At 68.4% G+C, this 26,084-nt stretch carries 27 protein-coding genes; 13 read left to right on the top strand and 14 right to left on the bottom strand.

Features of this window, described 5'->3' with window-relative positions; all coding sequences use genetic code 11:
• The first annotated feature begins 87 nt into the window (after positions 1-87).
• Complete coding sequence (locus O5K39_RS19160; RefSeq protein WP_271145185.1) at positions 88-1,218, top strand: hypothetical protein; 1,131 nt, start codon at positions 88-90, stop codon at positions 1,216-1,218.
• 198 nt (positions 1,219-1,416) lie between these two features.
• Here O5K39_RS19160 and ahcY read toward each other — a convergent pair whose 3' ends face one another.
• The gene (ahcY, locus tag O5K39_RS19165) at positions 1,417-2,808 is read right to left on the bottom strand and encodes an adenosylhomocysteinase (RefSeq protein ID WP_271145186.1); all 1,392 of its coding nucleotides are present in this window, start codon (positions 2,806-2,808) and stop codon (positions 1,417-1,419) included.
• Between the two features lie 175 nt (positions 2,809-2,983).
• Here ahcY and O5K39_RS19170 point away from each other — a divergent pair, with 175 nt between their 5' ends.
• The 6 genes from O5K39_RS19170 (at position 2,984) to O5K39_RS19195 (ending at position 7,519) form a co-directional block, all read left to right on the top strand.
• Positions 2,984-4,327 (top strand): amidohydrolase family protein, encoded by a 1,344-nt coding sequence (locus tag O5K39_RS19170; protein ID WP_271145187.1) that lies wholly within the window; start codon positions 2,984-2,986, stop codon positions 4,325-4,327.
• Positions 4,328-4,336: 9 nt separating this feature from the next.
• Complete coding sequence (gene bioB, locus O5K39_RS19175) at positions 4,337-5,353, top strand: biotin synthase BioB (protein WP_271145188.1); 1,017 nt, start codon at positions 4,337-4,339, stop codon at positions 5,351-5,353.
• A 34-nt stretch (positions 5,354-5,387) separates the two neighbouring features.
• Positions 5,388-5,801: a Tat pathway signal protein gene (locus O5K39_RS19180; RefSeq protein WP_271145189.1), complete on the top strand. Its 414-nt coding sequence runs from the start codon at positions 5,388-5,390 to the stop codon at positions 5,799-5,801.
• Positions 5,802-5,890: 89 nt separating this feature from the next.
• Complete coding sequence (locus O5K39_RS19185) at positions 5,891-6,184, top strand: hypothetical protein (protein WP_271145190.1); 294 nt, start codon at positions 5,891-5,893, stop codon at positions 6,182-6,184.
• A 134-nt stretch (positions 6,185-6,318) separates the two neighbouring features.
• Positions 6,319-6,891: a sigma-70 family RNA polymerase sigma factor gene (locus O5K39_RS19190; protein WP_271145191.1), complete on the top strand. Its 573-nt coding sequence runs from the start codon at positions 6,319-6,321 to the stop codon at positions 6,889-6,891.
• Entirely contained in the window at positions 6,878-7,519 is a 642-nt protein-coding gene (locus O5K39_RS19195) for a DUF1109 domain-containing protein (RefSeq protein WP_271145192.1), read from the top strand. The genes O5K39_RS19190 and O5K39_RS19195 overlap by 14 nt, the downstream gene beginning before the upstream one ends.
• Before the next feature lies 1 nt (position 7,520).
• Here O5K39_RS19195 and O5K39_RS19200 read toward each other — a convergent pair whose 3' ends face one another.
• Positions 7,521-8,339 carry an SDR family oxidoreductase gene (locus O5K39_RS19200; RefSeq protein WP_271147198.1) on the bottom strand — a complete coding sequence of 273 codons (819 nt, stop codon included), beginning with the start codon at positions 8,337-8,339 and terminating at the stop codon, positions 7,521-7,523.
• Position 8,340: 1 nt separating this feature from the next.
• Positions 8,341-8,811, bottom strand: coding sequence for an Rrf2 family transcriptional regulator (locus O5K39_RS19205; RefSeq protein WP_271145193.1), 471 nt, complete (start codon positions 8,809-8,811; stop codon positions 8,341-8,343).
• Positions 8,812-9,016: 205 nt separating this feature from the next.
• Here O5K39_RS19205 and O5K39_RS19210 point away from each other — a divergent pair, with 205 nt between their 5' ends.
• Positions 9,017-10,993 carry a potassium transporter Kup gene (locus tag O5K39_RS19210; RefSeq protein ID WP_271145194.1) on the top strand — a complete coding sequence of 659 codons (1,977 nt, stop codon included), beginning with the start codon at positions 9,017-9,019 and terminating at the stop codon, positions 10,991-10,993.
• 10 nt (positions 10,994-11,003) lie between these two features.
• A complete protein-coding gene (locus O5K39_RS19215; RefSeq protein ID WP_271145195.1) occupies positions 11,004-12,398 on the top strand; it encodes an RsmB/NOP family class I SAM-dependent RNA methyltransferase in 1,395 nt (464 codons plus the stop codon).
• 148 nt (positions 12,399-12,546) lie between these two features.
• On the opposite strand, the gene glp is transcribed toward O5K39_RS19215, so the two are convergent.
• From glp to O5K39_RS19255, 8 genes are all read right to left on the bottom strand, one after another.
• Positions 12,547-13,746 (bottom strand): gephyrin-like molybdotransferase Glp, encoded by a 1,200-nt coding sequence (gene glp / locus O5K39_RS19220; protein WP_271145196.1) that lies wholly within the window; start codon positions 13,744-13,746, stop codon positions 12,547-12,549.
• Entirely contained in the window at positions 13,743-14,231 is a 489-nt protein-coding gene (gene moaC, locus O5K39_RS19225) for a cyclic pyranopterin monophosphate synthase MoaC (RefSeq protein ID WP_271145197.1), read from the bottom strand. Before moaC ends, glp begins: the two co-directional genes overlap by 4 nt.
• Complete coding sequence (gene moaB / locus O5K39_RS19230; protein WP_271145198.1) at positions 14,231-14,785, bottom strand: molybdenum cofactor biosynthesis protein B; 555 nt, start codon at positions 14,783-14,785, stop codon at positions 14,231-14,233. The genes moaC and moaB overlap by 1 nt, the downstream gene beginning before the upstream one ends.
• Positions 14,782-15,243 (bottom strand): molybdenum cofactor biosynthesis protein MoaE, encoded by a 462-nt coding sequence (locus tag O5K39_RS19235; protein WP_271145199.1) that lies wholly within the window; start codon positions 15,241-15,243, stop codon positions 14,782-14,784. The genes moaB and O5K39_RS19235 overlap by 4 nt, the downstream gene beginning before the upstream one ends.
• Positions 15,244-15,246: 3 nt before the next feature.
• Positions 15,247-15,486 (bottom strand): MoaD/ThiS family protein, encoded by a 240-nt coding sequence (locus tag O5K39_RS19240; RefSeq protein ID WP_271145200.1) that lies wholly within the window; start codon positions 15,484-15,486, stop codon positions 15,247-15,249.
• Complete coding sequence (gene moaA / locus O5K39_RS19245; RefSeq protein WP_271145201.1) at positions 15,486-16,529, bottom strand: GTP 3',8-cyclase MoaA; 1,044 nt, start codon at positions 16,527-16,529, stop codon at positions 15,486-15,488. The genes O5K39_RS19240 and moaA overlap by 1 nt, the downstream gene beginning before the upstream one ends.
• A gap of 138 nt (positions 16,530-16,667) precedes the next feature.
• The gene (locus O5K39_RS19250; RefSeq protein WP_271145202.1) at positions 16,668-17,066 is read right to left on the bottom strand and encodes a response regulator; all 399 of its coding nucleotides are present in this window, start codon (positions 17,064-17,066) and stop codon (positions 16,668-16,670) included.
• Positions 17,063-20,431: an EAL domain-containing protein gene (locus O5K39_RS19255; protein WP_271145203.1), complete on the bottom strand. Its 3,369-nt coding sequence runs from the start codon at positions 20,429-20,431 to the stop codon at positions 17,063-17,065. The genes O5K39_RS19250 and O5K39_RS19255 overlap by 4 nt, the downstream gene beginning before the upstream one ends.
• Positions 20,432-20,608: 177 nt before the next feature.
• On the opposite strand from O5K39_RS19255, the gene O5K39_RS19260 reads away from it, so the two are divergent.
• Genes O5K39_RS19260 through O5K39_RS19270 form a run of 3 tightly spaced genes read left to right on the top strand, consistent with a single transcriptional unit; the run spans position 20,609 to position 22,792 of the window.
• Positions 20,609-21,061 (top strand): response regulator, encoded by a 453-nt coding sequence (locus O5K39_RS19260; RefSeq protein ID WP_271145204.1) that lies wholly within the window; start codon positions 20,609-20,611, stop codon positions 21,059-21,061.
• Positions 21,058-22,323: a TadE/TadG family type IV pilus assembly protein gene (locus O5K39_RS19265; RefSeq protein ID WP_271145205.1), complete on the top strand. Its 1,266-nt coding sequence runs from the start codon at positions 21,058-21,060 to the stop codon at positions 22,321-22,323. Before O5K39_RS19260 ends, O5K39_RS19265 begins: the two co-directional genes overlap by 4 nt.
• 22 nt (positions 22,324-22,345) lie before the next feature.
• Positions 22,346-22,792: a hypothetical protein gene (locus tag O5K39_RS19270; protein ID WP_271145206.1), complete on the top strand. Its 447-nt coding sequence runs from the start codon at positions 22,346-22,348 to the stop codon at positions 22,790-22,792.
• Positions 22,793-22,887: 95 nt separating this feature from the next.
• Here the strand turns inward: O5K39_RS19270 and O5K39_RS19275 are convergent, their stop codons facing one another.
• Genes O5K39_RS19275 through O5K39_RS19285 form a run of 3 tightly spaced genes read right to left on the bottom strand, consistent with a single transcriptional unit; the run spans position 22,888 to position 24,754 of the window.
• Entirely contained in the window at positions 22,888-23,499 is a 612-nt protein-coding gene (locus O5K39_RS19275) for a hypothetical protein (RefSeq protein WP_271145207.1), read from the bottom strand.
• Entirely contained in the window at positions 23,499-24,278 is a 780-nt protein-coding gene (locus O5K39_RS19280) for an RICIN domain-containing protein (protein ID WP_271145208.1), read from the bottom strand. Before O5K39_RS19280 ends, O5K39_RS19275 begins: the two co-directional genes overlap by 1 nt.
• Positions 24,279-24,304: 26 nt before the next feature.
• On the bottom strand, positions 24,305-24,754 hold the full coding sequence (locus O5K39_RS19285; RefSeq protein ID WP_271145209.1) for a DUF3592 domain-containing protein: 450 nt from the start codon (positions 24,752-24,754) through the stop codon (positions 24,305-24,307).
• Positions 24,755-25,047: 293 nt separating this feature from the next.
• Here O5K39_RS19285 and O5K39_RS19290 point away from each other — a divergent pair, with 293 nt between their 5' ends.
• Positions 25,048-26,067 (top strand): histidine kinase, encoded by a 1,020-nt coding sequence (locus O5K39_RS19290; protein WP_271145210.1) that lies wholly within the window; start codon positions 25,048-25,050, stop codon positions 26,065-26,067.
• Positions 26,068-26,084 lie beyond the last annotated feature (17 nt).

The following is a 26,084-nucleotide window of genomic DNA, read 5'->3' on the forward strand; positions in this document are numbered from 1 at the left end:
CAAGGCCCTAACCCCTCGCTAACCCTGTTTAACGCCGATTGATCAACGCTCTCCCGCTATGGTGGCGCTTCCTTCCCCGGACGCCTCATGACCGATCGCACCATCCGCAGCCTGGCCAACCTTCGGGGATCGGCCTCCACCGCCCGGGTGCTCAATCTGTCGCGCGTGCATCGCGAGCACGGGGACACCGAGGCCTGGCGCGACCAGCCGATGTTCCGCAATCCCATGCTGAACCGCTCGATGATCGTGAAGCACCGGCTGAGGCGTGACGAGATCGATCGCTTCCGCTTCCGCCGCTATGTCGCCACCAAGATCATCCTGCCGATCGACGCGGGCGACCTGCGAGCCGGGGGGCGGTATCTGTTCGTGGGCGAGGCCGGCTTCGAGACCACCATGACCCAGGCTTTCGGCCTGCAGCCCGACCATCCCGACATCCAGACCCTGCGCGTCATGGACGGCCTGCCGGGCCTTGACCCCTTCCTGTTGCGCGAGCAGTTGCGCCGCAACGGCGTGACCCCGGCCCCCTGCTATTTCAACCTGTCCGAGGCCGACCTCGGTGCCATGATCGCCTTCGTCGCCGAAGAGATCGCGCCCCTGGTCGACCTCAGCCTGGGTCCGGACTGGGATCTGACCGCGGACAATCCGGTCGCCAGATTGACCGACAAGATCCTGTCGAGCTCGGCCGGCGAGGACCTGAGCGCCCTGGGCCTGACCCTGCGTCTCGCCCCCGAGGAGTATGAAGAGGGCGTCTTCTGCTGGAAGGGCTTCCTCTACTACAAATGGGTGCTGCGCGATGTGGTCGGCGAGATCGGCGACGTCATGGAGGCCGTGCGGGTGACCAAGCCGCGCGGGCGGCCGACCACCCAGCAATATGTCGCCCTGGCGCGCAGCCGCGAGACCATCCGCCGCCGCATCATCGACACCTGCGACAGCACCGCCAACATGCTGCGGGTCTATGACGACGCCTTCCGGGGACTGACCCAGGAGGGTCGTCCGACCGCCTTCCGCGACTTCCTGCGCGACGCCCCGCACCTGTTCGCCAAGCTGGGCGAGCGGCTGGGCGCGATCCAGCACATCGTCAGCTTCTGGAAATATCGCACCGCCCCAGGCAAGCCCGTCCCGACCCCCGACGAACTGCTCGACATGCTCGCCGATTTCGAGGTCAGCCTGACCGGCCGGGACGACGCGCCGACGGGGTCGTTCTCGCTGGCGGCGTGACCCTCTCACCTCACCATTGCCGGAGGGCGATGGGGAGGAACGGCGGTGCTGTTGCGGTGCAAGGCGGGGGCGACACGCTGTCAACGATCAGACATGAAAAAGGGGCTCCCGGCTTTCACCGGGTCGCCCCCTCCTGATCGGCGAAGCCGCCGATCTGTCCTCCCCACCGGCCTTCGCCGGCGGAGAGGTGATGCTATCCTAGTACCGATAGGCTTCCGGCTTGAACGGGCCCTCGGTCGGGACGCCGATGTAGGCGGCCTGTTCCTTGTTGAGCACGGTCAGCTTGGCGCCCAGCTTGGCCAGGTGGAGCATGGCGACCTTCTCGTCGAGGTGCTTGGGCAGGGTGTAGACCTGGTTCTCGTAGGCCTTGATGTTGGTCCACAGTTCGATCTGGGCCAGGGTCTGGTTGGTGAAGGACGCCGACATCACGAACGAGGGGTGACCCGTGGCGTTGCCCAGGTTCACCAGGCGGCCTTCCGACAGCAGGATGATCTTCTTGCCGTCCGGGAACTCGACGTGGTGGACCTGCGGCTTGATTTCGTCCCACTTGAAGTTCTTCAGGCCGGCGACCTGAATCTCCGAGTCGAAGTGGCCGATGTTGCAGACGATGGCGTTGTTCTTCATCGCGCGCATATGCTCGACGGTCAGGACGTCGAGGTTGCCCGTGGCGGTGACGAAGATGTCGGCCTCGTGGGCCACGTCCTCGACGGTGACGACCTCATAGCCTTCCATCGCGGCCTGCAGGGCGCAGATGGGGTCGATCTCGGTGACCTTCACGCGGGCGCCGCCCTGGCGCAGCGAGGCGGCCGAGCCCTTGCCCACGTCGCCGTAGCCGCAGACCACGGCGACCTTGCCCGACAGCATGACGTCGGTGCCGCGACGGATCGCGTCGACCAGCGATTCACGGCAGCCGTACAGGTTGTCGAACTTGGACTTGGTGACGCTGTCGTTGACGTTGATGGCGGGGAACGGCAGGTCGCCCTTCTTGGCCATTTCGTACAGGCGGTGGACGCCGGTGGTGGTTTCTTCCGACACGCCGCCGATGGCGTCGCGGATCGCCGAGTAGAATCCGGGCTTCTCGGCGATGTAGCGCTTCATGACCTTGAAGAGGGCTTCCTCTTCCTCGTTCTGCGGGTTCGAGATGACCGACAGGTCCTTCTCGGCCTTGGGGCCCAGCACGCACAGCAGGGTGGCGTCGCCGCCGTCGTCCAGGATCAGGTTCGGATAGCCGCCGTCGGCCCATTCAAAGATCTTGTGGGCATAGTCCCAGTATTCTTCCAGCGTCTCGCCCTTGGTGGCGAACACCGGCGTGCCGTTGGCGGCGATGGCGGCAGCGGCGTGGTCCTGGGTCGAGAAGATGTTGCACGAGGCCCAGCGGACGTCGGCACCCAGGGCTTCCAGCGTCTGGATCAGCACGGCGGTCTGGATCGTCATGTGCAGCGAGCCGGCGATGCGGGCGCCCTTCAGGATCTGCGACGGACCGAACTCCTCGCGCAGAGCCATCAGGCCCGGCATCTCGGTTTCGGCGATGGCGATTTCCTTGTTGCCGAACGGGGCAAGCGAGATGTCGCGAACGATGTAGTCGACCATGGTGGGCGCTCCTCAAGCGTCGGCGCAGGGCCGGATCGCGGATTGTCGGTTGCCGCGCCTATAGACCGCCCGAAGCCTCAGGGCAAGAAACATATAAGGATATCCTTATGTGATCCGGACTGGCGGTCGCGTCCGCACCATGGCTAATCTCACCGCCTCTACAGGGGGCATGCGCATGAAGATCCGGGTTCTCGCGGCGGCACTGGCCGCGTCTCTGGCCGTGACAGCCCCTGCATGGGCGCAGGTCGCTGGATCGGGGACCGTCCTCGTCCAGGCCGGACGCCTGCTGGACCGCCCCGGACAGGCACCGCGTGGACCGTCAACGATCGTGATCCGCGAAGGGGTCGTCGTCGAACTGCGCGACGGTTTCGTCGGCACCGAGGCCTTTGCCGGCGCGCGGGTGATCGACCTTCAGGACCACTTCGTCCTGCCGGGCCTGATCGACAGCCATGTGCATCTGGTCTCCGACCGAGCGGGTCAGGAGGGCCTGTTGTCCGAGTTCACCGACAGCCTGCCCGCCCGCGCCTATGAAGCGGCCGAGAACGCCAGAAAGACCCTGATGGCCGGATTTACCACCGTGCGTAACCTGGGCGATACCGGAGGCGTCACCCTGGCGCTCCGGGACGCCGTGGCGCGCGGAGCCGTCCCGGGGCCACGCATCCTCGACGCCGGAACCTCGATTTCGACCACCTCGGGTCACATGGACGGCCGCAACGGGCTGAACGACGAGATTCGCGAACACACCGCCCACGACAACGTCTGCGACGACATCGGCTCCTGCCGCGAGGCCGTGCGGCTCCAGATCAGTCGAGGCGTGGATGTCATCAAGATCGCCACCACCGGCGGCGTCAACAGCCGGATCGGCGCCGGCCTGGGTGCCCAGATGTTCGAGGACGAGGCCCGAGCCCTGATCGACACCGCCCATCTGTACGGCAAGAAGGTCGCCGTTCACGCCCACGGGGCCGACGGCATCGCCCTGGCCCTGCGACTGGGTGCCGACTCGATCGAGCACGGCACCATCTTCGACGACGATACCATCGGCCTGTTCCGCAGTTCGGGTGCTTATTATGTCCCAACCCTGTCGACGGTGAACGGCTACCGCGAGCGCCTGGCCGCCAACCCCGACGCCTATCCGCCCGAGGTCCTGCCCAAGATCATGTGGCGCATCTCCATTACCGGCCAGTCGCTGCAACGCGCCGTCCCGGCAGGCGTCAGGATCGCCTTCGGCACCGACGCCGGTGTTTCCAAACACGGTCGCAACGCCGACGAGTTCGAGCTGATGGTGGCCAACGGCATGACGCCCGCGACTGCCATCGAGGCGGCCACCGTCAACGCCGCAGACCTCCTGGGCCTGTCCGCACTGGTCGGCAGCCTGGAGCCCGGCAAACAGGCCGACCTGATCGCCGTCGCGGGCGACCCTCTGACCGACGTGACCACCCTGAAGTCGGTCGATTTCGTGATGAAGGGCGGCGAGGTGTTCAAGGACGAGGGGCTTGGCGCGGGCCCTACCCGCGAGTAGATCGTCGCCATGGCCGATGACGCATCACCCATCCGTTCCGCCTTCGCCGACCCGGCCCAGCCGCGCCACGACTGGACGCTGGATCAGGTCGAGGCCCTGTTCGCGCGGCCGTTCATGGAGCTGGTGTTCGACGCCGCGACGGTCCACCGGCGCTGGTTCGATCCGTCGCAGGTCCAGAAGTCCCAGCTGCTGTCGATCAAGACCGGGGGCTGTGCCGAGAACTGCGGCTATTGCAGTCAGTCCGCCAGTTTCGACACCGGGCTGAAGGCCGAAAAGCTGATGGATACCACGTCCGTCATCGCCGAGGCCATGGCGGCCAAGGCGGGTGGGGCCTCGCGCTTCTGCATGGGGGCCGCCTGGCGCGAGCTCAAGGATCGCGACACGCCGAAACTGGCGACCATGATCGCGGGCGTGAAGGCCCTGGGGCTCGAGACCTGCGCCACGCTGGGGATGCTGACCGCCGATCAGGCCCGGCAGCTCAAGGACGCCGGTCTCGACTACTATAATCACAACCTCGACACCGGCCCGGAATACTACGCCCAGGTGGTCACGACGCGGACCTATCAGGACCGGCTCGACACCCTGCAACATGTCCGCGACGTCGGCATGAGCACCTGCTGCGGCGGGATCGTCGGCATGGGCGAGAGCCGCCGTGACCGGGCCTCGCTGCTGCATGCCCTGGCCACCCTGCCCGAGCATCCCGACAGTTTGCCGGTCAACGCCCTGGTCCCCGTCACCGGCACGCCTCTGGGCGAACGGGTGCTTCAGACCGGCGAGATCGACCCCATCGAGTTCGTCCGCACCGTCGCCGTCGCCCGCCTGGTCTGTCCGCGCGCCATGGTCCGTCTTTCGGCCGGACGCGAGACCATGAGCCCCGAGATGCAGGCGCTCTGTTTCCTGGCCGGTGCCAACTCCATCTTCGTCGGCGGCAAGCTGCTGACCACGCCCAACCCCGAACAGGACGAGGACGCCCGCCTGTTCGCCCTGCTGGACCTGAAGGCGATGGAGCCGGTGGCCCGGGCGTAACCCGACCTTAAAGCGTGGCCGCTAGGGTGACGGCATGGATCGTCGTCAGCTCTTCTCCCTCGCCCCGCTCGCCGGTGCCGTTCTCGCGGCCGCTGCCGTCGCGCCCGCCCAGGCCAGCGGCAGCAGCGGCGGTGGCAAGTCCGCCGGTGGCTACATCCGTTTCGGCACCATCACCTCGACCATCATCCGGCCCGACGGCCGTCGGGGCGTCCTGACGGTCGAGACCGGTCTGGACGTTCCCGACCCCGAGCTCAACGCCGAGGCGACCCTGGAAGGCCCGCGCCTGCGCGCGGCCTTCAACACCGTGGTCCAGGGGTTCGCGGCTGGCCTGTTGCCCGGCGCCGTGCCCGATGTCGACCGCCTGCACCGTGCCCTCCAGGTGGCCACCTTTCGCACCCTGAGGAAACGCGGCGCCGTGCTCCTGCTCGGGACCGTCATGGTCGCCTGACGCCACCGTCCCTGTAACCTTCGTCGAGCCCCCGGCGTAATCGGGTTCAGGGGGGACAGACCCCCGGCTTGATCCCAAGGGTTTCCACCATGATCCGCAACATCCTCGCCGCGTCCGCCGTCGCCGCCCTTTCACTGTTCGCCGCCGCCTGCCAGCCCGCGCCCGATACCAAGGCCGATGCCATGGCTCCCGCCGACAGCGCCATGGCTACGGCCGATGGCGCAATGGCTCCCGCCAGCGGCGCGATGGCACCGTCCGACAGCGCCATGGCTCCCGCAGGAGACGCCATGGCCCCCGCGGACAAGATGGCTCCGGCCGACAAGATGGCCCCGGCCGCCGACGCCATGGCGCCCGCTGCCGACAAGATGAGCGCGCCGCACTGATCCGACGAAGGGCGACGGTCTTCCCGCCGTCGCCCGCATCGCCGCCGCGTGATCCCCGACCGCATTTTCCGCAGGCCCGAGGCCCGCCCGCGTGCCAGACTGGGCGCGGGTCGCGATGACGGCCGGGAGCGGCCGTGATCGACCGGGAAGCGCATTTCAAGGCTCTGATGCTGCGCGGTCTCGACGGCGACGCAGCGGCCTGGCGCGTGCTGCTGACCGATCTCGGGGCGCACCTGAGGTCCTGGTTCGGCCGTCAGCTGTTCGACGGCGGGGCCGATGCGGAGGACCTGGTGCAGGAGACCCTGATCGCCATCCACGCCAAGCGGGCGACCTGGGATCCGGCGCGGCCCTTCACCGGCTGGGCCTGGGCCATCGCCCGTCACAAGCTGATCGACCATCTGCGCAGCCGACGCCGACGCCCGACCCGCCCCATCGAGGCGGCGGAATCCCTGTGGGCCGACCATACGGTCGAGGACGGCGCCACCCGGGCCGACCTGGGGCGTTGCCTGTCGGCCCTGCCGACCCGACAACGCCGCCTGATCGAGGACGTTCGCCTGTCCGGCCTCAGCGTCGCGGAGGCGGCCGAACGCCACGGCTATTCCCTGACCGCCGCCAAGGTCAGCATCCACCGCAGCCTCAAGCTGCTCAACGCCCGGTTCGCCGGCACCGATACAGCGCCCGGGAGGGTCGACGATGAAAACGGATGACCTGATCGCGGCCCTGGCCGCCGACACCACCCCGACCGGCGCAGTGGCCCTGCGCCGTCGCGCGGGCCTGGCCCTGATCCCCGCGGCCCTGCTGGTCCTTGCGGGCGTCATCCTGACGCTGGGCCTGAGACCGGACCTGATGATCGCGATGGGCGGTCCGACCTTCTGGGCCAAGGCGGCCTATACGGCGGCGCTGGCGGGTGCCGGCTTCTGGCTGCTGGACCGTGCCGGGCGGCCGGGCGCCGGTCTCCGCACGCCTCTGGCCGTCTTCGGGGCCGTGGTCGTGATTGCGGTCGTGTGGGGCACCGTCAGCCTGATGCTGACCCCTGACGCGACACGGATGGAGGCCTTGATGGGTCAGTCGGCCAGGGTCTGCCCCACCAATATCGCCGGCCTCAGCCTGCTGGCCGCGCCCCTGATCCTGTTCGCGGTTCGCGGTTTCGCGCCGCTACGTCCCGCCCTGGCCGGAGCGGCGGTGGGGTTGATGATCGGTGGACTGGCCGCGACCCTCTACGGTCTGCACTGCCCCGAGCACACCGCCGCCTTCGTCGCCGTCTGGTACACATTGGGCATGGCCATCCCGGTCGCGGTCGGGACTGGGATCGGCCGCTGGGTCTGGCGCTGGTAGGTCAGATCCGCTTCAGCCGCCGGGCATGGCCGCCGATGATCTTCAGCGCCAGGGCGTCGGGCAACAGTTTGGGAATGGCGGCCAACAGGGTGTTGCGCCAGCCCGGCACGACCCGCGCGCGGTTGGCCTCGACGGCGGCATATCCGACCCGCGCCACCTGGTTCGCCGTCTGCCACATCCAGGCCGGATAGGCCGAGGACACCTCCTCGCGCGATCCGTTCACGTCGTGGAACTCCGTCAAGGTGTAGCCGGGGCACAGGGCGGTGACGTGAACGCCCGTCCCCTCCAGCTCCAGATGCAGCCCGGCCGAGGCCTTGATCAGGAACCCCTTGATCGGCCCGTACAGGGTGTCGCCCCCGGTCGCCGGCATCAACCCGGCCAGGGACGCGACGTTCAGCACCCGCCCGAACCCGCGATCCACCATGCCGGGGATCAGCAGCCGCGACAGTTCGATCGGCGCGCTCAGCATGACCTTCACCATGGCCGCATGATCCGCCGGATCGGTGGCCAGAAACCCCGTGGTGCGCGAGAAGCCGGCGTTGTTGACCAGGGCGTCGATCTGAATCCCAAGCGCACCGATCTGGTCGACCAACGCGGTCGCAGCACCGGGTGCTGCCAGATCGCAAGGCAACACGGTCACTCGGGCATCGTAGATTTCTGAGAGTTGGTCAGCGAGAAGCGCCAGTTCGGGCTCACGTCGAGCCGTGAGTACCGCGTCCCAACCATACTTGACGAAGGTCCAGGCGAGTGCGGCTCCAATGCCTGCAGAAGCACCCGTGACTAGGACGGTACGCCCGCCACCGGGCCGCTGGCCGATCATCTCAGGCGGCGACGGGGCAGCTGGCGTGGGGCGCATGGGCCGCGAGCGAGGGCGCGTTCTCGGCCAGAAGGTCGGCGATGGTGATGTGGGACAGGGCTTCGTGGGCGGCGGTGTCGGCGGCGGTCAGGGCCTTGGCGACCTGGCGGGGGATATGCTCCGAGATCGGGCACCCCTTGGCCCCTTGCGGCGGCGAACCCAGGTGGGCGCAGCCGTTGACGGCCCGTAGCACCGCGTCCAGCCGGATGTCCTCAGGCCGCTTCAGCAACCAGGACCCGCCCGATGCACCCGGCCGTGTCGCGATCAGCCCGGCCTTGGCCAGCAGGGCGGTCACGCGCCGGATCACCACCGGATTGGTCGGGATCGAGGCCGCCAGCACGGCGCTGGCCGCCGCGCGCGAGGGGTCGTACGCGTCCCTGTGGGCCAGATAGGCCAGGGCGTGGGCGGCGACGGGAAAGCGTTGGCTGTCAGACATGGGGCGGGGTTCCAGCCCATAAGGTAGTGCGGGCGCGGAAGATTCACAAATGCCCCCTCGCCGTCTCGTCCGCCGCTGCCCGATGGGGAGGAAATGGCGCACCGCAACCGAATCCTTGGCCCACGATTGAACCTTTGTCGGAATGAGCCTACAGCGCGCTCCGCTTTGATGGGCGCGCTCGAACAGTGCGACCCGGAGGATATTCATGGCTGGGGATACGCCCCGCGATGCAGGCGCTCCCCCGCCCACGTCGCCAGACACGACCGCCGACGCCTCGGCGCCCGCGACCGCTCAAACTACACAAGCCGCCCACGGGCCGGGCAAGGCTGGATTCTGGGCCCTGACCATCGGCGCGATCGGCGTCGTGTTCGGCGACATCGGCACCAGCCCGCTGTACGCGCTGCGCGAGGCGATCGGCCATGCCCAGGGCGGGGTCGGCGGGGACCTGGCCGTCATCGGCGTCGTCTCTCTGGCCTTCTGGGCCCTGATGATCGTGGTGACGCTGAAATACGTCCTGTTCCTGATGCGCGCCGACAACAAGGGCGAAGGCGGCACCCTGGCCCTGATGGCCTTGGCCCAGCACGCGATCGGTCGACGGAGTGCCTGGATCTTCATCCTGGGGGTCTGCGGCGCGGCGCTGTTCTATGGCGACGGCATCATCACGCCCGCCATCTCGGTCCTGTCGGCGATCGAGGGCGTCAAGGATGCGCCCGGCGTCGGCACTCGCCTGGATGCCTTCATCGTGCCGGTGGCCGCTGCCATTCTGATCGCCCTGTTCCTGGCCCAGTCACGCGGCACGGCGGGCCTGGCCAAGTATTTCGGCCCGATCACCGCGATCTGGTTCCTGTCGCTCGGCGCGCTGGGCCTCTATCACATCTTCGACGACATCAGCATCCTGCGGGCCCTGTCGCCCCACTACGGGGTGATGCTGCTGATCAACGACGGGTTCCTGGGCTTCATCATCCTGGGCTCGGTCTTCCTGGCCGTCACGGGGGCCGAGGCGCTGTATGCCGACATGGGCCATTTCGGAAAGGCCCCGATCCGCGCCGGCTGGCTATGCTTCGTCCTGCCCTGTCTGACGTTGAACTACCTGGGCCAGGGGGCCCTGATCCTCGACAACCAGGGCGCGGCCGAGAACCCGTTCTGGGCCATGGTGCCGCATTTCGCCTACTGGCCCATGCTGCTGCTGGCCACGATCGCCACCGTCATCGCGTCCCAGGCCGTGATCACCGGCGCCTTCTCGGTCACCCAACAGGCGGTCCAGCTGGGCCTGTTGCCGCGCATCGACATCCGCTTCACGTCCGAGACCCAGGCCGGTCAGATCTTCGTGCCGGCGGTCAACACCCTGCTGATGGTCGGGGTCCTGACCCTGCTGGTCGTGTTCCAGAGCTCGCACAATCTGACGGCGGCTTACGGCGTCGCGGTCACCGGCGTCATGCTGATCAACACCCTGATGAGCTTCTCGGTCATCACCAAGAAATGGGGCTGGAGCGTGTGGGCCACCCTGGCCTGTCTCATCCCGTTCGGCTTCATCGACACCGTCTTCCTGACCTCGAACCTGCTCAAGATCCCCGACGGCGCCTGGCTGCCGCTGGTCCTGGGCGCGGTGCTGATCCTGATCATGTGGACCTGGACGCGGGGGTCGCAGATCCTGTCCGACAAGGCCAAGAAGGACAGCCTGCCCCTGACCGACCTGATCGAGATGCTGCGCGCCCGCCCGCCGCATCGCGCGCCCGGCACGGCCATCTTCCTGACCAGCGACCCGGACGTGGCCCCAGTCGCCCTGATGCACAATCTCAAGCACAACAAGGTGCTGCACGAGAAGAACGTCATCCTGACGGTCCGTACCGCCGACCGGCCGCGCGTTCCCGACAGCCACCGCGTCCAGATCGAGCCGATCAACGACGACTTCAAGAAGATCACCCTGACCTATGGCTTCATGGAAAGCCCGGTGGTGCCGCGCGCGCTCAGCCTGTGCCGCAAACAGGGGGTGAAGTTCGACATCATGTCGACCAGCTTCTTCCTCGGCCGTCGCTCGGTCGTGCCCTCGGCCAGCCAGGGGATGCCCCTGTGGCAGGACAAGCTCTATATCTTCCTGATGCGCAACGCGGCCAACCCGACCGACTTCTTCCACATCCCGCCCGGACGGGTGGTCGAACTCGGCACGCAGGTCTCGGTTTGACGGTGTCCGCATGAGCGGGGGTGCCCCCAAGGGCAAGGACTCAGGCGCACGCGGCCGCCGTCTCGCTGACAAGGCGCGTGGGCCCCGTCGCGAGCCCAAGCCCCAGGCCGAGCGCGTCCCCGACGAAGCCGCAGACATCGGCGTCGAGGCCCGCATCGCCGCCGGCGTCCTGCTCAACGCCGCCCTGATCAGGCGCGGCGGCCTGGACGAGGCGCTGGCCCTGCCCGCCGTCACCGCCCTGCCCGGCCCCGATCGCGCCTTCGCGCGTGCCGTGGCCATGGCGGCCCTGCGTCGGCTCGGCGAGATTGACCAGATCCTGGACCGCAAGCTCCAGAAGCGGCCGCCCGAGACCATCCGCACCCTGTTGCGCATCGCCCTGGCCCAGACCCTGGTGCTGGGCACCCCCGCCTTCGCCGCCGTCTCCACCGCCGTGAAACTGGCCGAGCGAGATCCCAAGACCCGGCCCTACAAGGCCCTGGTCAATGCCGTCCTGCGCGGCATCGAACGCGAGGGGCCCGGCCTGACCACGGCCGAGTCGAACCTGCCCGACTGGATCGCCGCCCGCTGGAAACAGACCTATGGCGACGCCGCCCTGGCCGGTCTGGCCCTCGCCGCCCGCGAGGAGCCCGCGACCGACCTCAGCCTCAAACCCGACGCCGATCCGGCCACCCTGGCCGAGGCCGTCGAGGGTGAGGTGCTGCCCGGCGGCACGGTCCGCACCTTCAAGCGCGGCGACGTCGCGGGCTGGCCCGGCTTCGAGGACGGGTCCTGGTGGGTCCAGGACGCCGCCGCCGCCGTTCCTGTGCGGCTTCTGGCCCCCAAGGCCGGCGAGACCGCGCTGGACATGTGCGCTGCCCCCGGTGGCAAGACGCTGCAGATCGCGGCGTCCGCCGCCTCGGTCGTCGCGCTGGACCGTTCCGACGCCCGGCTGAAACGCCTGCGCCAGAACCTGGCCCGCACGGGTCTGGAGGCCGAGATCGCGGTGATGCCGGCCGAGGACTGGCTGGACAGCAGGACCTTCGACGCGGTCCTGCTGGACGCCCCCTGTACCGCCACCGGCACCTTCCGCCGCAACCCCGAGGTCCTGCGCGCCACCAAGCCCGCCGAGGTCGCCAAGCTGGCGGACGTCCAGCACCGGCTGCTGGACGCCGCCGCCCTGCGCGTCGCCCCCGGCGGTCGCCTCGTCTATTGCGTCTGTTCGCTGGAACGCGAGGAGGGCGAGACCCAGATCATCGCCTTCCTGCGCCGCAACCCCGCCTTCCGCACCGCTCCCGCCCTCCCCGCCGAGATCGGTGCCCCGGACGAGGCCCTGACCCCCGAGGGCTGGCTCCGCATCCTGCCCTCGATGTGGGCTGAGAAGGGTGGCGTGGACGGGTTCTTCGCCGCGCGGCTGGAGCGGATTTAATCTCTCCCTCCCCCTCGGGGGAGGGTGGTCGAAGCGAAGCGGAGACCGGGTGGGAAGGGCAAGGCAAGGCAGCGCCGGTTCGCCTTGCCGCCCCCACCCGATCGCTTCGCGATCTGCCCTCCCCCGAGGGGGAGGGAAACGCCCTTCATTATATCGAAGGCCCCATCACGCTCACCGTCTCACCGTCCGCCACGGCCTCAGCAAAGGGCAGACGGCGGATCAGGGCGTTGGCGGCCGCCATCACGGAAACCAGCGACGAATCCTGATCGGCGAAGGGCGTCACCCGCCGCACACCGTCCGGACCGGGTGCAGCAACGGCCCGGATGTAGTGATCACGCGGTCCGTTGGCCGGTAGCGTCCCAGCCAAGATCGCCGTCTCGAACCGCTCGCCCAGCGCCCCGCCCTGTAACCGCGCCAGCACGGGGGCGAGGAACAACTCGGCGCAGACCAGCGCGGACGCCGGATTGCCGGGCAGGCCCAGCACAGCCCGCCCGTCGGGCAGGGTCGCGAACCAAACCGGCTTGCCCGGCCGCATCGCCACCCCCTCGACGTGCAGGACGGCCCCCAGATCCCGCAGCGCAGGCTTGACCAGATCGTGGTCCCCCACCGAGGCCCCGCCGATGGTGACCAGGACGTCGAACGTCGCCCCCGACACCGCAGCCGCGATCGCGTCTTTGTCGTCACCGCTCGACGCCAGAACCTGAGCCCCCCCGCCGTGCCGCGCCACGAAGGCCGCCAGCGACGGCGCGCCCGAGTTGTAGATCTGGTCCGGTCCCGCCGCCTGTCCCGGCTCGACCAGTTCGTCGCCGGTGGCCAGGATCGCCACCGTCGGTCGCCGCCCGCAGCGCAGCGTCGCCACTCCCGCCGAGGCCGCCAGCGCCAGACGCCACGGATTCACCCGCGTCCCGGCTTTCAGCAGAACTTCGCCCTCGCGGAAGTCACAGCCCCGGCGACGGATGTTGCGCCCCACGTTCCCTGTCGGCTTGAACGCCGCGAGGTCGCCGCGCCGCTCGACCTCTTCCTGGATCACCACCCGGTCGGCACCCGGCGGCACGGGCGCGCCGGTGAAGATGCGCGCCGTCTCTCCGGCCTCGACCCCATGCGCCATGCCCCGTCCCGCGACGCTCTCGCCGACGATCCGCAGCGAAGCGCCGTCCTGAACGTCGGCATCCCGCACCGCCCAGCCGTCCATGGCCGAGGCGTCGAACGGCGGCTGGTCCCGCCCAGCCGCGATGGGCGCGGCCAGCCAGCGCCCGTCGGCCTGGGCCAGGGCGACGTCCTCGGCACCGAGCGACCCGACTTGGGCCAGAACGGCCTCCAGCGCCGCCTCGACCGTCGGCAGTTTCACACCCGTACCCAGTCGCCCGAGACCCCGCCCGACTTAGACACCAGCCGAACCGCCTCGATCGTCATCCCCCGGTCCACGGCCTTGAGCATGTCGTAGAGGGTCAGCAGGGCCAAGCCGGCGGCCGTCAGCGCCTCCATCTCCACCCCGGTCTGGCCCGTCGTCCGCACCCGCGCCATGACCCCCAGCCCTGACCCGTCGGCCAGGGGTTCGACCGCCACCTTGACCGAACTCAACATCAGCGGGTGACACATCGGGATCAGGTCCGAGGTCCGTTTGGCGGCCATGACCCCCGCGATCTCGGCGACCGCCCGCACGTCGCCCTTCTTGCCGCCCCCGGACAGGGCCAGGGTCAGGGTCGCGGGCAGCATCGTCAGCCGCCCTTCCGCGACGGCTTCCCGCGTCGTCGTCGCCTTGTCGGAGACATCGACCATCCGGGCGCGGCCTTCAGCGTCGATGTGTGTAAGGTTTCGCTGACTTTCGGCCATCAGACTTCCAGCAGACGCGGCATCAGCTCGACCATGTTGCAGGGCCGGTGGCGACTATCCAGCTGCCAGCGGATCACACTGTCCCAGCCGTCCCGCACCGCCCCGTTAGACCCCGGCAGGCAGAAGACGAACACCCCGCCGATGATCCCCGCCGTCGCCCGCGACTGCAGCGTCGACAGGCCGATGGTCTGGTAGCTGACGGTGTGGAAGATCACCGAGAACCCGTCGATCCGCTTGTCGAACAGGGGCTCCAGCGCCTCGGGCGTGACGTCCCGCCCGGTCAGGCCGGTGCCACCCGTCGTGATGATCGCATCGACGTCGCCACCCGCGATCCAGCCCCGGACCTGGGCCCGGATTTCCTCGATGTCGTCGGCCACGATGGCGCGGCCGACGCAGGCATGACCCGCCGCCGCGATCCGGTCAGCCAGGATGCCGCCCGAGGTGTCGCTGTCCTCGTCGCGCGTGTCGGACACGGTCAGGACTGCGATCCGGATCGGCGTGATCGGCCCGTCGATCAGCTTGCCGCCCGGTGCCGGCAGAATGTCGTCGGTCATATCGTCTCTCCAGTCGTCCAGCGGGCGGCGTCGGCGTGATCGCCTGACCGCGCCTCGATCCAGCGCGTCCCGTCCGGCCCCGTCTCCTTCTTCCAGAAGGGGGCCCGTGTCTTCAACTGATCCATCAGGAAATCGGCCGCCTGAAAGGCTTCCCGGCGGTGCTCGGCCGCCACGGCGACGAAGACGATGGGCTGCCCCACCTCCAGATCGCCCCAGCGGTGCGCCACCAGCACGTCGATGACCGAAAACCGCGCCCGTGCCTCGGCCTCCAGTTCGGCCACGACCTTTTCCGTATAGCCGGGATAGGCCTCAAGGCTCAGCCGCGACACCACAGCTCCGTCGGTCGCTCCGCGCGTCAGGCCGGTGAAGCTGACCACGCCGCCGACATCGCTGCGACCGCGACAGAAGCCGGCCAGCAGGGCCCCGGGATCGATGGCCTCGGTCTGGACCCGGATCACGGCTCAGCCCCCGCTGACCGGCGGGATGAAGGCGACCTCGTCGGAGGCGCTCAAGGGCCTGTCGCCTCGCACCATTTCGGCATTGAGGATTGCGCAGGTTCCCGGGCCAGACAGTCGCTCTCCCAGCCCCGCATCTTCATCGGCCAGCATCGCCCGCAAAGCGTCCAGCGACCCCGCATCGATGACCCGCTCGCGCCAGCCCGCCGCCTCGGCGAGGGCTCCGAACATCAGAACCCGCGCCATCAGCCGCCCGTCATGGACATCGGCCGTGATACCGCCGGTGCCGCCCCCCGACGGCCGATCTCGAAATCGTGGCCCTTGGGCTTGCGTGAGATGGCCTCGCGGATCGCGGCCTGAAGCGGGGCATCGTCGCCCGGATTGTCGCGCAGTACGGCCCGCAGATCGGCGTGATCGTCCTGGCCCAGACAGACGAACAGGGTTCCGGTGCATGTCACCCGCACCCGGTTGCAGCTTTCGCAGAAGTTGTGGGTCATGGGGGTGATGAAGCCCAGAACACCGCCGGTCTGCTCGACCCTGACATAGCGGGCCGGCCCGCCTGTCTTCAGCGGCAGGGGTGTCAGGGTCCAGTCCCGCTCCAGCCCCGCGCGCACGGTGGTCAGCGGCAGATACTGATCCGTCCGATCCGCCTCGATCAGCCCCAACGGCATGGTCTCGATCAGGGTCAGCTCCATGTCCCGCTCGTGGGCCCAGGCGATCATCCCGGCCAGGGCCTCCGCATTGTCGGCCTTCAGCGCCACGGTGTTGATCTTGACCCGGATGCCCGCCGCCTGGGCCGCGTCGATCCCCGCCATCACCTCGGTCAGGTTTCCCCCGCGCGTGATCCGGCGATAGTCGTCGGGGTCGAGGGTGTCGATCGACACATTGATCCGCCGCACCCCGTATCCGGCCAGAGCCTGGGCGTAGCGGGCCAGCTGGGTGCCGTTGGTGGTCAGGGTCAGTTCGTGCAGCCGCCCGCTGTCCAGATGGCGCGACAGGTCGGCGACCAGGTCCATGAACCCCTTGCGGATCAGAGGCTCGCCCCCCGTCAGCCTCAGCCGCGTGGTGCCCAGGTCGATGAAGGTCGCACACAGCCGACCCAGTTCCTCGATCGTCAGAAGTTCGGCGCGCGGCAGAAAGGTCTGTCGCTCGGCCATGCAATAGGTGCAGCGCAGGTCGCAGCGGTCCGTCACCGACACCCGCACATAGTCGATCGCCCGACCGAATGGATCGATCAGCGGCGAGGCTGACGGCTCAGGGCGGCCGTCGGATGACAGGGCGGGTCCCACGATGAGGGGTCTCTGCTGGCGGATCAGGACGAGACCACAGGTGTCGCACCATCCTCGCCGTCCCGCCAGAGCGTGACGATATCCCGGCGCAGATATCGGGGACGCGGGAGGTCCGCCCCGGGGCCTGGATGCCCTGGGTCAGTCGAAAGGACTGCTCGCCACCGACGGCCCGGCCAGCATCTCCGCGATCGTCGTCGCAAAGGTGGAGATTCGCAGCGGCTTGGACATGACCCGGTCGGCACCGAAGGCCAGAGCCGGATTCAGGAGACTGTTCACATCCATGCTTCCCCCGCTGGAGATGGCCAGGATGCGGACGCTGGAGCGACGCCGCTTCAGCTCGATGATGGTCTCGATCCCGTCCTTGTTGGGCATCAGCATGTCCAGGACGATCAGGTCGACGGATTCGGCCTCGACGATGCGCAGGGCCTCGTCGCCGTCCTCGGCCTCGAGCACGCGATAGCCTTCGCCGGACAGCAGCTCGGCCCCGATGGCGCGCAGCATCGGGTCGTCGTCGGCGATCAGGACGGTCGTGGTCATGCGGCCTTCCTGGCCACACCCAGCAGCGCGTCCAGCGCCATCGGGCGATGGAAGAAATAGCCCTGCAGATAGTGGGCTCCTGCAATGCGCAGGAAATCGGCCTGTTCCGCCGTCTCGACGCCTTCGCAGACGACCTTCATGCCCAGCGCCCGTCCTACCCCGATGACGGCGTGGATGATGGCGGCGGAGGCCGTGTCGCTGGCGCAGCGTTCGACGAAGCTGCGGTCGATCTTCAGCGTCGTGAACTTCAGCTCGCGCAAGGCATGCAGGCTGGTGAACCCCGCGCCGAAATCGTCCAGGGCGACATCGAACCCGACCGCGCGTAGTTCGTCGATGGTGCGGCCGGCGGCGGCGACATCCAGCATGGCGGTCTCGGTGACCTCGACCTCCAGCCGCTCGGGCGGGAAGTTCAGGGCCCTCGCCGCCGCCGCGACGCGCGCCGCGAAACCGGGGGCCTGGAACTCGGAGGCGGAGGCGTTGATCGACACGCGGATGTCCGGCTGGCTACGCAGGTCCTGCATGGCCCGTGTCATCACGAAATCCGTCAGGCGCGTGATCCCGCCCTCGGCCTCAAGGCGCGGGATGAAGTCGTCGGGGCTCAGTCGGCCGTGCTGCGGATGGGTCCAGCGGATCAGGGCCTCGACCTTGCCCGACAGTGCTCCCCGCCGTTCGACCAGGGGCTGGTAGACCAGATGCAGGTCGCCGCGTTCGATGCCGACCGCCAGCTCTTCGTCGGCGCCCAGCCGCACGACGGGCGCGTCCGTCGGTTCCGCCATCGCGGTCAGGGTCAGGGCGACCAGGGACTGGATCGCCTCGGTCCCGACGGCCGACGCCGGTTCGCCGGAACGCGACGCCGTCTCGATCCGCGAGGCCTCGCGCGCCACCGCCGCCGCCCCCAGGCTCAGGCTCATGGACTTCAGCGCATGGGCCGCGCGGGCCAGGCCGTCGGCATCGTTACCGGCCGAAGCCTCCACGATCTCGGCCAGCCGCAGCGGCGCATTGGTCGCGTACAGGGCGTGGACCCGGTCGACGAAATCGGCCTTGCCGTTGCGCCCCATGGCCATCAGTTCGCCCCGGATCGTGGCGTCGAACAGGTCCGGCCGCACGGCCTCGGGCACAGCTTCGGGCGCGGCGGTCTCGACCGGCAGGACCACTACGGATCCGACCACGGCGCTGTCGCCACAGAACCGGGCCAGTTCGCGTACCAGATCGTCCAGGGTGAAGGGCTTGTGGATCACCCCGTCCATGCCCGAGGCCTTCCACGCGTCTGCGCCAGAGCCGACAACATGGGCCGTCAGGGCGATGATCACCGCACGCGGCCGTCCGGTCGCGGCTTCTTCGGCACGGATCACCCGCGTCGCCTCGAAGCCGTCCAGCACGGGCATGGACCCGTCCATCAGCACCATGTCGAAGCTCTGGCCCCGCAACCGTTCGACCGCCTGTTGCCCGTCGTCGGCGGTGAAGGTCTCGACCCCCAGGCGTGACAGGGCCTCGGTCGCCACCTCGCGGTTCACCTCGGAATCGTCCACCACCAGCACCCGCACCCCGGGGAAGGTGGTCCCGGCCGGGACGCCGGCCTTCTGGTGCGTCAGGCGCGGCTGCACACCGTCGTGCATCTGGCCGATCACGTCGCGCAGGTCCGCCTGGCGCAGCGGCTTGACCATGACGCAGGCGGTCGGCGACGCCGCGACCACGGCTTCGGCCAGGGCTTCATTGTCACAGACGACCAGGGCCGGGCCCGACACGGCCTGACCCGCCGCCACGATCGCCGGACCCTCGGCCTCGTCCGTCGCGATGACGCCCCACGCCGCCAGATACATCAGCACGGCCCGCCGCGTCTGGGACGACAGTCCCCGAACGCTGACCGACCATCCGGCCTTGATCGGCAGCGCTTCGGGCGTCTGCGCAGCCGCCTCCAGCGGCGCGGTGAAGGCAAAGGTCGAGCCCTCGCCGACCGTGCTGGCCAGGGCCCATTCGCCGCCCATCGACCTCACCAGCCGGTCGCAGATCGCCAGACCCAGTCCGGTGCCGCCATGGGTCCGCGTCGTGCTCTGATCGGCCTGGGTGAAGGCCTCGAACAGGGTCGGCAGCTTGTCCGCCGGGATGCCGGGCCCGGTGTCGTGGACCGACACCCGCACTCGCGCCGGATCGGCCGCATCGCGGTCTATGGCGATCAGCACGCCCCCGACGTCGGTGAACTTGATCGCGTTGTTGACCAGGTTGCCGATCACCTGCCGCAACCGGGTCGGGTCGGCCATGACGACGGGCAGGCGCGGATCGACGAACACCGCCAGATCCAGCCCCTTGCTGGCGGCCTTTTCCGAGAACAGGCTGGCGACATCCTCGGCGGCGTCGGCCAGATCGACCTCGACGGCCTCCAGATCCATCTTCCCGGCCTCGACCTTGGAGAAGTCGAGGATGTCGTTGATGATGCTGAGCAGGGACTTGCCGGACTTGGAGATCACGTCGGCATAGCGTTGCTGGCGTTGCGGAAGGTCCGAGGTCGCCAGCATGTCGCTGAGCGCCAGGATGCCGTTCAGGGGCGTGCGGATCTCGTGGCTCATGACCGCCAGGAAGTCCGACTTGGCCGCATTGGCCTGTTCGGCCGCGTCGCGCGCGACGACCAGTTCCCCGGTGCGGGCCGCGACCTCGCTCTCCAGCCCCTCTACCTGGGCCTTTATGAGGGCATCGCGCTCGCGAATGCCGGACAGCATGGTGTCGATGCCGGCGACCAGATCGGCGACCTCTCCGTCGGCACGGATATCGACCCGGGTCGAGAAATCTTTCGTCTCGTGAACCCGCCGCACCAGACCGGCCAGGCCGACGATGGGCCGGCTGATCCCGCGCGCCATCCTGAGTGCGACCAGCAGTCCGGCCAGCACCGCGACGAGCGCGCCTGCCAGTGTGGTCCAGATGGTGGACAGGACCCGGCCCCGCAGTTCCGGGGTCTGGCTGAACAGGGTAATCGAACCGACCGGAAGACCCTCGTGCATGACCGGGACCGTGGTCTGGATCGATCCGGTGTTGAGCACCGACCACAGGGACAACTCGCCGTCATCGCCGTCCATGGTGGCGTCGGTGATCAGGCGGGCCCCCGCACCGGTCTCGGCCAGCAGGCCGTGGCGGTCGGATTCGATGCGCGCGTAGCTGATGCCCGGCATCTGGCTGACCGATCGGATGGCGGTGAACCCGCCACCGCGATTGCCGTCATAGACCGCTTCCGATGCCAGGGATCCGATGACCCGTGCGGTCTGGGTCAGGCGGCTGGTCTCCAGCGTGGCCTGTCGTCTCAAGTCGATCCATGTCGACATGGTCGCCGAGACGAGGAACGATGCCAGTAGAGAGGCCAGAACCAGAATAGACAACTTGCGCGCGATACCGCCCTTGTTGCCGCTTCTGGTCTTTTGACTTTTGGCGATCACGCCAATCTCCCGCAACGCCTCAAGCGGTGAGCTATACCTGACGTTAATGACCCGACCCTTAAGGTGGCCGTTGGATCAGAAGATCTGGGATGGGGTCTGTCAGCCCCAGGGTCGATATCGATGAGTGGTTTCTTTTACGTACTGGATGAGGAGGCGAGGATCCTCTTCGTCGACGATGATCCGATCCTGCGTGAGTTCGCCCAGGTGAATCTCGCCTCGGCCGCGGCCGAGGTCGACGTCGCCGCCGACGGGATCGAGGCCCTCGATATGCTGTCGCGCCGCCGCTACGACCTGTTGCTCGTCGATCTGGAAATGCCGCGCATGAACGGGTTCGAGCTGCTGGCCCGGCTGCGTTCCGATCCCGAGACCGCCCACCTGCCTGTGATCGTGGAGACCGGCCGTGAGGACGTGGACGCCATCGATCGCGCCTTTCGCGCCGGGGCCACCGCCTTCGTCACCAAGCCCATGAACTGGCGGCTGCTGTCATACCAGCTCCGCTTCACCCTGCGCGCCGCCCGCGCGGAGGCCGCACTGCGTGACCAGTGCCGCGCCGCCGTCCCCGTCGCCGCATGAAGACCCTCGTCCGCTGGATCGCGCGCGCCCGGCGCCGCCTCGGCGGATTCGGCCGCGATGAGCGCGGCAACATCGCCCTGATGTTCGCCCTGTCGGCCCCGGCCGTCGTCCTGATCGCGGTGGGAGCCATCGACCTCGGCAATGTCCAGTCCAACCGCGTCAAGCTTCAGGACATCGCCGACACGGCGGCCCTGGCCGGGGCCAACGAACTGGGCCTGGCCATCGACGACGTCACCGCCGTGGAACGGGCCCACGCCTTCGTCGCCGGTCACCTGTCGGAGTGGCCAAAGGGCCCGACGGTGACACCGGTTATCCAGGTCGTCGAGCAGGATGACCAGCGGGTGATCGAGGTCACCCTGAACGGCCATACCCCGTCCTTCTTCGCCAACATGCTGCCGCCCGGCGGCTGGAACTACAGCGCCCAGGCCCGCGCGGTGTCGGTCGCCATGACCCCGCTCTGCGTCCTGGTCAGCGGCGGATCGGGCTCCAAACTGCTCAACGTCAAGGACACCGGCCGGATCTCTGCCCCCGAATGCCTGGTTCACTCGAACCGCGATATTCTGGTCGAGGGTGGTTCGATCGGTGCCTATCAGGTCCAGGCCGTGACCTCGGCCACCGGCGTCATCAGTCCCGATCCCGGCACCGGTGCCGCCCCGATCGAGGACCCGTTCAAGGATCTCAAACTCACTCCCCCCTCGCCGTGCAAGCTGATCGACCTGGCGTTTCCGAAAAATCTGCTGATGGGCACCTTCCGCCTGTCGCCCGGCGTCCACTGTGGCATCTACATCTTCGGCGGCAACTCCCAGCTGATCCTCGATCCCGGCGAACACTGGTTCATGAACGGTATACTTCAGATGCGCGATTACGCGCGCCTGACAGGCTCGGACGTGGTCCTGTTCTTCGACAAGCAGTCGAATTTCGACTTCATGGGTCACAGCACCGTCAATCTGGAAGGGCGCAAGCGCGGAGCCTTTGCGGGTATGGTCATGGTCGCCGAGCGTGGCAACATCAAGAATTTCACAATCTCCAGCGACAACGTCGATAGCCTGTTGGGAGTGATCTACGTGCCGGACGCGCAGCTGATCGTCGAGGGCGGCAACAACGACGTCGCGCGCGACAGTGCCTGGACCGTCATCGTCGCCAAATCCCTTCAGCTCAAGGGCGCGCCCTCGCTGATCATCAACGCCAACTACAGCGCCTCCGACGTCCCCGTCCCGACCGGCGTCGGTCCGCGCGGCGGCGGATCACAACTCGTCCACTAGGCCCAGGAAACAGGAGACCGCCATGGCGCTCGAAGCCGAAAGTGTCGCCCGGGCGGGCGAGGTGGATCCCGGCGCGCGGCAGGCCCGGTCCGAACGGCGCGGCAAGGATCGCCGGCTGGGCCATACCCGCATCAACCGGGCCGCGCCGCGACGCTCGCTGATGAAGATCTGCGGGGCCTGGGCGACCGCCATGTCCTTCGCCATCTTCGCCATCGTCTTCATGGCCACCACGACACTGCTGGAACGGACGCCCTGGATCGCCCTGTCGGTCGCGGGCATGGCGGTGATCACCTCGGTCTTCGCCCTGATGCTGGGCAGTATCGAGCAGCGTCTGATCGAAATCCGGCTGGAGCTGATGATGGCCAACGGCGGCATGCGACAGGCCGACCGCCGCCAGGGCGAACGCCGCACCGGCTCATCGCCCGCCGACCGCGCCGGATCCGCAGAGGACAGGCGCGGCGCCGCTTAGGCGCGCCGAACATCGCCCCCCCGATCAGCTACCGCGTTGCGGCACCCGGTCGACCGCCACGGGGCGTTTCTGCCCGCGACCTGGCTCTTGTCCGGTCATGATGCCGGAGCCTTCGGATCGGCGCGCGCCCAGTTCGGAAGCAGGCGAATGGGGCCACCACCACAGTTGGCGGCATAGCTGTTCGTCGCCTCGACCTCGTTCCTCAGAATGACACACAGTTTCCAGTCGTTGGGCAGTCCCATGGTCGATCCCAGCACGATCGTGCCGCGTCCGAACGGCGGACCGGCAGCGGGTCTGGCCGCCGTCTGGGTCACCGGCTGGCCCCCGACCGGGCGGACATGGACGTCGCGCCGGATGGTTCGCGTGTGGTTGCAGCTGACCTCATAGGCCCCCTGGAACGCCTCGATCACGGTGCATCGGTCCCAGAAGCCCGGATCGACCGGATCCTCCACCTCGACCTCGGTGTAGGCGGCCAGAGGGGGGGCAGCAGGCGGAGCGACGGGCGCAGCGGGCACAACGGCCGGGGCGGCAGGGGTGGCGGGGATGACCGGCGCTGCGGCATCCGTCGCGACCGGGGTCGTCGGGATCACGGGCGCAGTCGTCGCCTCGGCCGGGACCGGGGCGTCGGGGATGTCCTGAGCGGCCGCCGCGGACGAAACGCCCAGAGCCAGGCCCATCGCCAGGGTGGCGAAAGACAGGATCGGCATCAGTAGCTTCCGGGGGCGATGTTGCGCAGGGACGCGCCGTCGTTGGCGATCAGGTTTCCGGCGCCGCCCGCCAAGATGTTTCCTGCGCCTCCCGCCAGGATGCTGGCGGCGATGATGTTCCCCGCGCCTCCGGCGATGATGTTGCCCGCTCCGCCCGCGATGATGTTGCCTGCGCCGCCGGCCACGATGTTCCCCGCGCCGCCGGCGACGATGTTGGAGCTGGAAACGCCTCGCGAGCCCAGCAAGGCCTTTCCGGGCTGTAGACCGGTCAGGGGCGTCGTCGAACTGATGCGGTAGGTGGCGTTGCCGCCCGTGGTCGCGGTGTACCATTTCTGGTTCATCCCGCCGTGGCAGCTCCATCCGACGATGCGTGCGCCTGATGCGCGATTTCCGCCTTCGATGTCAGCGCATAGCCCCAGTTCGTTTCGAAGCTCCCCGTTCGCCTGGATGCCCCAGCGCTGGTTCTGGCCGTTGTTGCACCCTGCCGCCGACAGGGGCGAGCCCTGGCCGTTGGACTGCAGACAGGTCAGGTTGCCCAGCGAAATCATCCCATAGGTGCCGGAGACGAACCTCCAGCCTTGGGCACCTCGGCCCGACTGGCACGTCGCGTACATGATGACGTTACTGTTGCCGACGTCGAGGCAATGGCCGATCTGGTAGTAGCTGGCGATCGTCGGGGTGCCGCCGCTGACAGAGACAGTCACCTGGGCGCGGGCGACCCCGGCGAAAGCGGTCAGGCCGAGCGCGGCCACGGCGGCGATGGCGAGGCGATTCGACATGGTATCCTCCAGTAAAGTGGGGGCGCTCAGGCCCCGGCGAAGACAAGAATGACGGCGACGACAAGGAAGGCCGCGCCGACGAAGACGCCGGCGAAGCGCAAGGTGCGAACGTCGCCCGTGGGTTCCAGGACGGCATAACCGGGCTTGTCGGGGTCGTAGCGGGCCTCGATCTCGGCCCCGGACGGGTAGCGGGTCAGGACGGCGTCGGCCTGCTCGCCGGTCAGGTTGGTCTGGACGAACGACAGCCGCGTCGACTGGTGTTGAGCCCCCTGCACCTCATAGGCGTATCGGACCGTGGCCCAGCGACCGCCCTTGGAGTTCCGGTTGATCCTTGACTCGACGATCCGGGCCCGGACGATCGGCCAGTGCCGCGCCGCCCGGATCTTCGCCTCGGCGCGTGACGCCATCCAGAAGGTCAGGATGGGCGCCAGAACGCCGGGGATGACGGCGAACAACAGGATGGGCAGGCCCGGCATCGTCTCCTCCTCATGCGACGGAAACGACAGCGTCGCACCGCCTGCGAAACCTGCGGTGGGGCTCCCCCGTCCGCCAAGAGACTTGCGACGAAGCCGCCCCCGGGCACGACGAACAGGGTTGGACGAACGCGGAATGCGCTTCAAAGTGGAGCCATGGCCTTCGGGCGGCGGGGACGGACGATGTGGCGAGTGGCGGTGGGCCCCATCTGGCGACTGGTGGTGACCCTGTGGGTGTTCGGCTACGCCCTGGTCGACCTGACCGCCGTGTTGCAGGGAAAGGGCCCCCGGGTCTGATGTTCATCTGCTGCCTGCCGCAACTGGCGCTGGGACTGGCGTTCTCGTTCGGCCTTCTGATGCTTCTCCACGCGACCGAGCGTTGGCATCCGGTTATGCGGTGGCCCGTCATCGCTGCGGCGGTTCTGGCGGCCGGTCTCGTCCAGACGGTCTTTGATCTTTGGGTGCTCGTCACCCTTGCCCGCACGGTTTTGCCGCAATGGCTGACCTGGGCGGACCTCGAGGCCAATGTGTATCTCGGGCGCATGGGCCAGGTCCTGATCCTCTACGTCTGGACCTTCAGCCTGATCCTGGCCTCCAAACTGACCATCCGCGCCAACGACCACGCGCGCGAGGTCGAGGCCCGTGCGGCGGCCCTGGAAGTGGCCAACCAGAAGGCCGAGGCCTCGATGCTGCGCATGCAGCTCAATCCGCACTTCATGTTCAACGCCCTGAACAGCGTGGCCAGTCTGGTCGTCACGGGGCGGGAGCGTGATGCAGAGCGGATGATCGGCCTGCTGGCCGACTTCCTGCGGGCCTCGCTGAACTCCGACCCCTCCAGCGATGTGCCCCTTGAAGAGGAGCTGGCGACGCTGACGTCCTATCTGAAGATCGAGGAGATCCGGTTCGGAAACCGAATGGCCCTGAAGATCGAGACGACCCCGGACGTGCTGCAACTGCCGATCCCCAGCCTGCTGCTGCAACCGCTGGCCGAGAACGCCGTCAAATACGGCGTCGCCCCCTTCACCCATCCCGTCACGATCCGGATCGATGCGCGCGAGGCCGACGGGGAACTGGTTCTGACGGTCGAGAACCGCTCCGGCCATGGGGCGGGCCAGGCCGCAGCCTCGGTTCATCATCCCGACGAGAACCAGCGACGCCACGGGATCGGCCTGGCCAATACGCGCCAGCGGCTGGCGGTGGCCTATGGTGATACGGCCTGGATGACGGCCCTGCCCCTGGACGACGGCTTCCGTGTCGAGATCGGTCTTCCCCGGCGCAAGGCCGAACGCATCGAACCGTCCGGACAGGCAGCATGAGCGGTCGAACGGGGCTC

Origin of the sequence: Brevundimonas sp. NIBR10 (assembly GCF_027912515.1) — a bacterium.
Lineage (GTDB): Bacteria > Pseudomonadota > Alphaproteobacteria > Caulobacterales > Caulobacteraceae > Brevundimonas.

Excerpts from the sequence above, each read along its gene's own strand:
- O5K39_RS19160 (WP_271145185.1), top strand. The coding sequence starts at position 88 with ATGACCGATCGCACCATCCGCAGCCTGGCCAACCTTCGGGGATCGGCC.
- ahcY (WP_271145186.1), bottom strand. The coding sequence starts at position 2,808 with ATGGTCGACTACATCGTTCGCGACATCTCGCTTGCCCCGTTCGGCAAC.
- O5K39_RS19170 (WP_271145187.1), top strand. The coding sequence starts at position 2,984 with ATGAAGATCCGGGTTCTCGCGGCGGCACTGGCCGCGTCTCTGGCCGTG.
- bioB (WP_271145188.1), top strand. The coding sequence starts at position 4,337 with ATGGCCGATGACGCATCACCCATCCGTTCCGCCTTCGCCGACCCGGCC.
- O5K39_RS19180 (WP_271145189.1), top strand. The coding sequence starts at position 5,388 with ATGGATCGTCGTCAGCTCTTCTCCCTCGCCCCGCTCGCCGGTGCCGTT.
- O5K39_RS19185 (WP_271145190.1), top strand. The coding sequence starts at position 5,891 with ATGATCCGCAACATCCTCGCCGCGTCCGCCGTCGCCGCCCTTTCACTG.
- O5K39_RS19195 (WP_271145192.1), top strand. The coding sequence starts at position 6,878 with ATGAAAACGGATGACCTGATCGCGGCCCTGGCCGCCGACACCACCCCG.
- O5K39_RS19200 (WP_271147198.1), bottom strand. The coding sequence starts at position 8,339 with ATGATCGGCCAGCGGCCCGGTGGCGGGCGTACCGTCCTAGTCACGGGT.
- O5K39_RS19205 (WP_271145193.1), bottom strand. The coding sequence starts at position 8,811 with ATGTCTGACAGCCAACGCTTTCCCGTCGCCGCCCACGCCCTGGCCTAT.
- O5K39_RS19210 (WP_271145194.1), top strand. The coding sequence starts at position 9,017 with ATGGCTGGGGATACGCCCCGCGATGCAGGCGCTCCCCCGCCCACGTCG.
- O5K39_RS19215 (WP_271145195.1), top strand. The coding sequence starts at position 11,004 with ATGAGCGGGGGTGCCCCCAAGGGCAAGGACTCAGGCGCACGCGGCCGC.
- moaC (WP_271145197.1), bottom strand. The coding sequence starts at position 14,231 with ATGGCCGAAAGTCAGCGAAACCTTACACACATCGACGCTGAAGGCCGC.
- moaB (WP_271145198.1), bottom strand. The coding sequence starts at position 14,785 with ATGACCGACGACATTCTGCCGGCACCGGGCGGCAAGCTGATCGACGGG.
- O5K39_RS19240 (WP_271145200.1), bottom strand. The coding sequence starts at position 15,486 with ATGGCGCGGGTTCTGATGTTCGGAGCCCTCGCCGAGGCGGCGGGCTGG.
- O5K39_RS19250 (WP_271145202.1), bottom strand. The coding sequence starts at position 17,066 with ATGACCACGACCGTCCTGATCGCCGACGACGACCCGATGCTGCGCGCC.
- O5K39_RS19260 (WP_271145204.1), top strand. The coding sequence starts at position 20,609 with ATGAGTGGTTTCTTTTACGTACTGGATGAGGAGGCGAGGATCCTCTTC.
- O5K39_RS19265 (WP_271145205.1), top strand. The coding sequence starts at position 21,058 with ATGAAGACCCTCGTCCGCTGGATCGCGCGCGCCCGGCGCCGCCTCGGC.
- O5K39_RS19270 (WP_271145206.1), top strand. The coding sequence starts at position 22,346 with ATGGCGCTCGAAGCCGAAAGTGTCGCCCGGGCGGGCGAGGTGGATCCC.
- O5K39_RS19275 (WP_271145207.1), bottom strand. The coding sequence starts at position 23,499 with ATGCCGATCCTGTCTTTCGCCACCCTGGCGATGGGCCTGGCTCTGGGC.
- O5K39_RS19280 (WP_271145208.1), bottom strand. The coding sequence starts at position 24,278 with ATGTCGAATCGCCTCGCCATCGCCGCCGTGGCCGCGCTCGGCCTGACC.
- O5K39_RS19285 (WP_271145209.1), bottom strand. The coding sequence starts at position 24,754 with ATGCCGGGCCTGCCCATCCTGTTGTTCGCCGTCATCCCCGGCGTTCTG.
- O5K39_RS19290 (WP_271145210.1), top strand. The coding sequence starts at position 25,048 with ATGTTCATCTGCTGCCTGCCGCAACTGGCGCTGGGACTGGCGTTCTCG.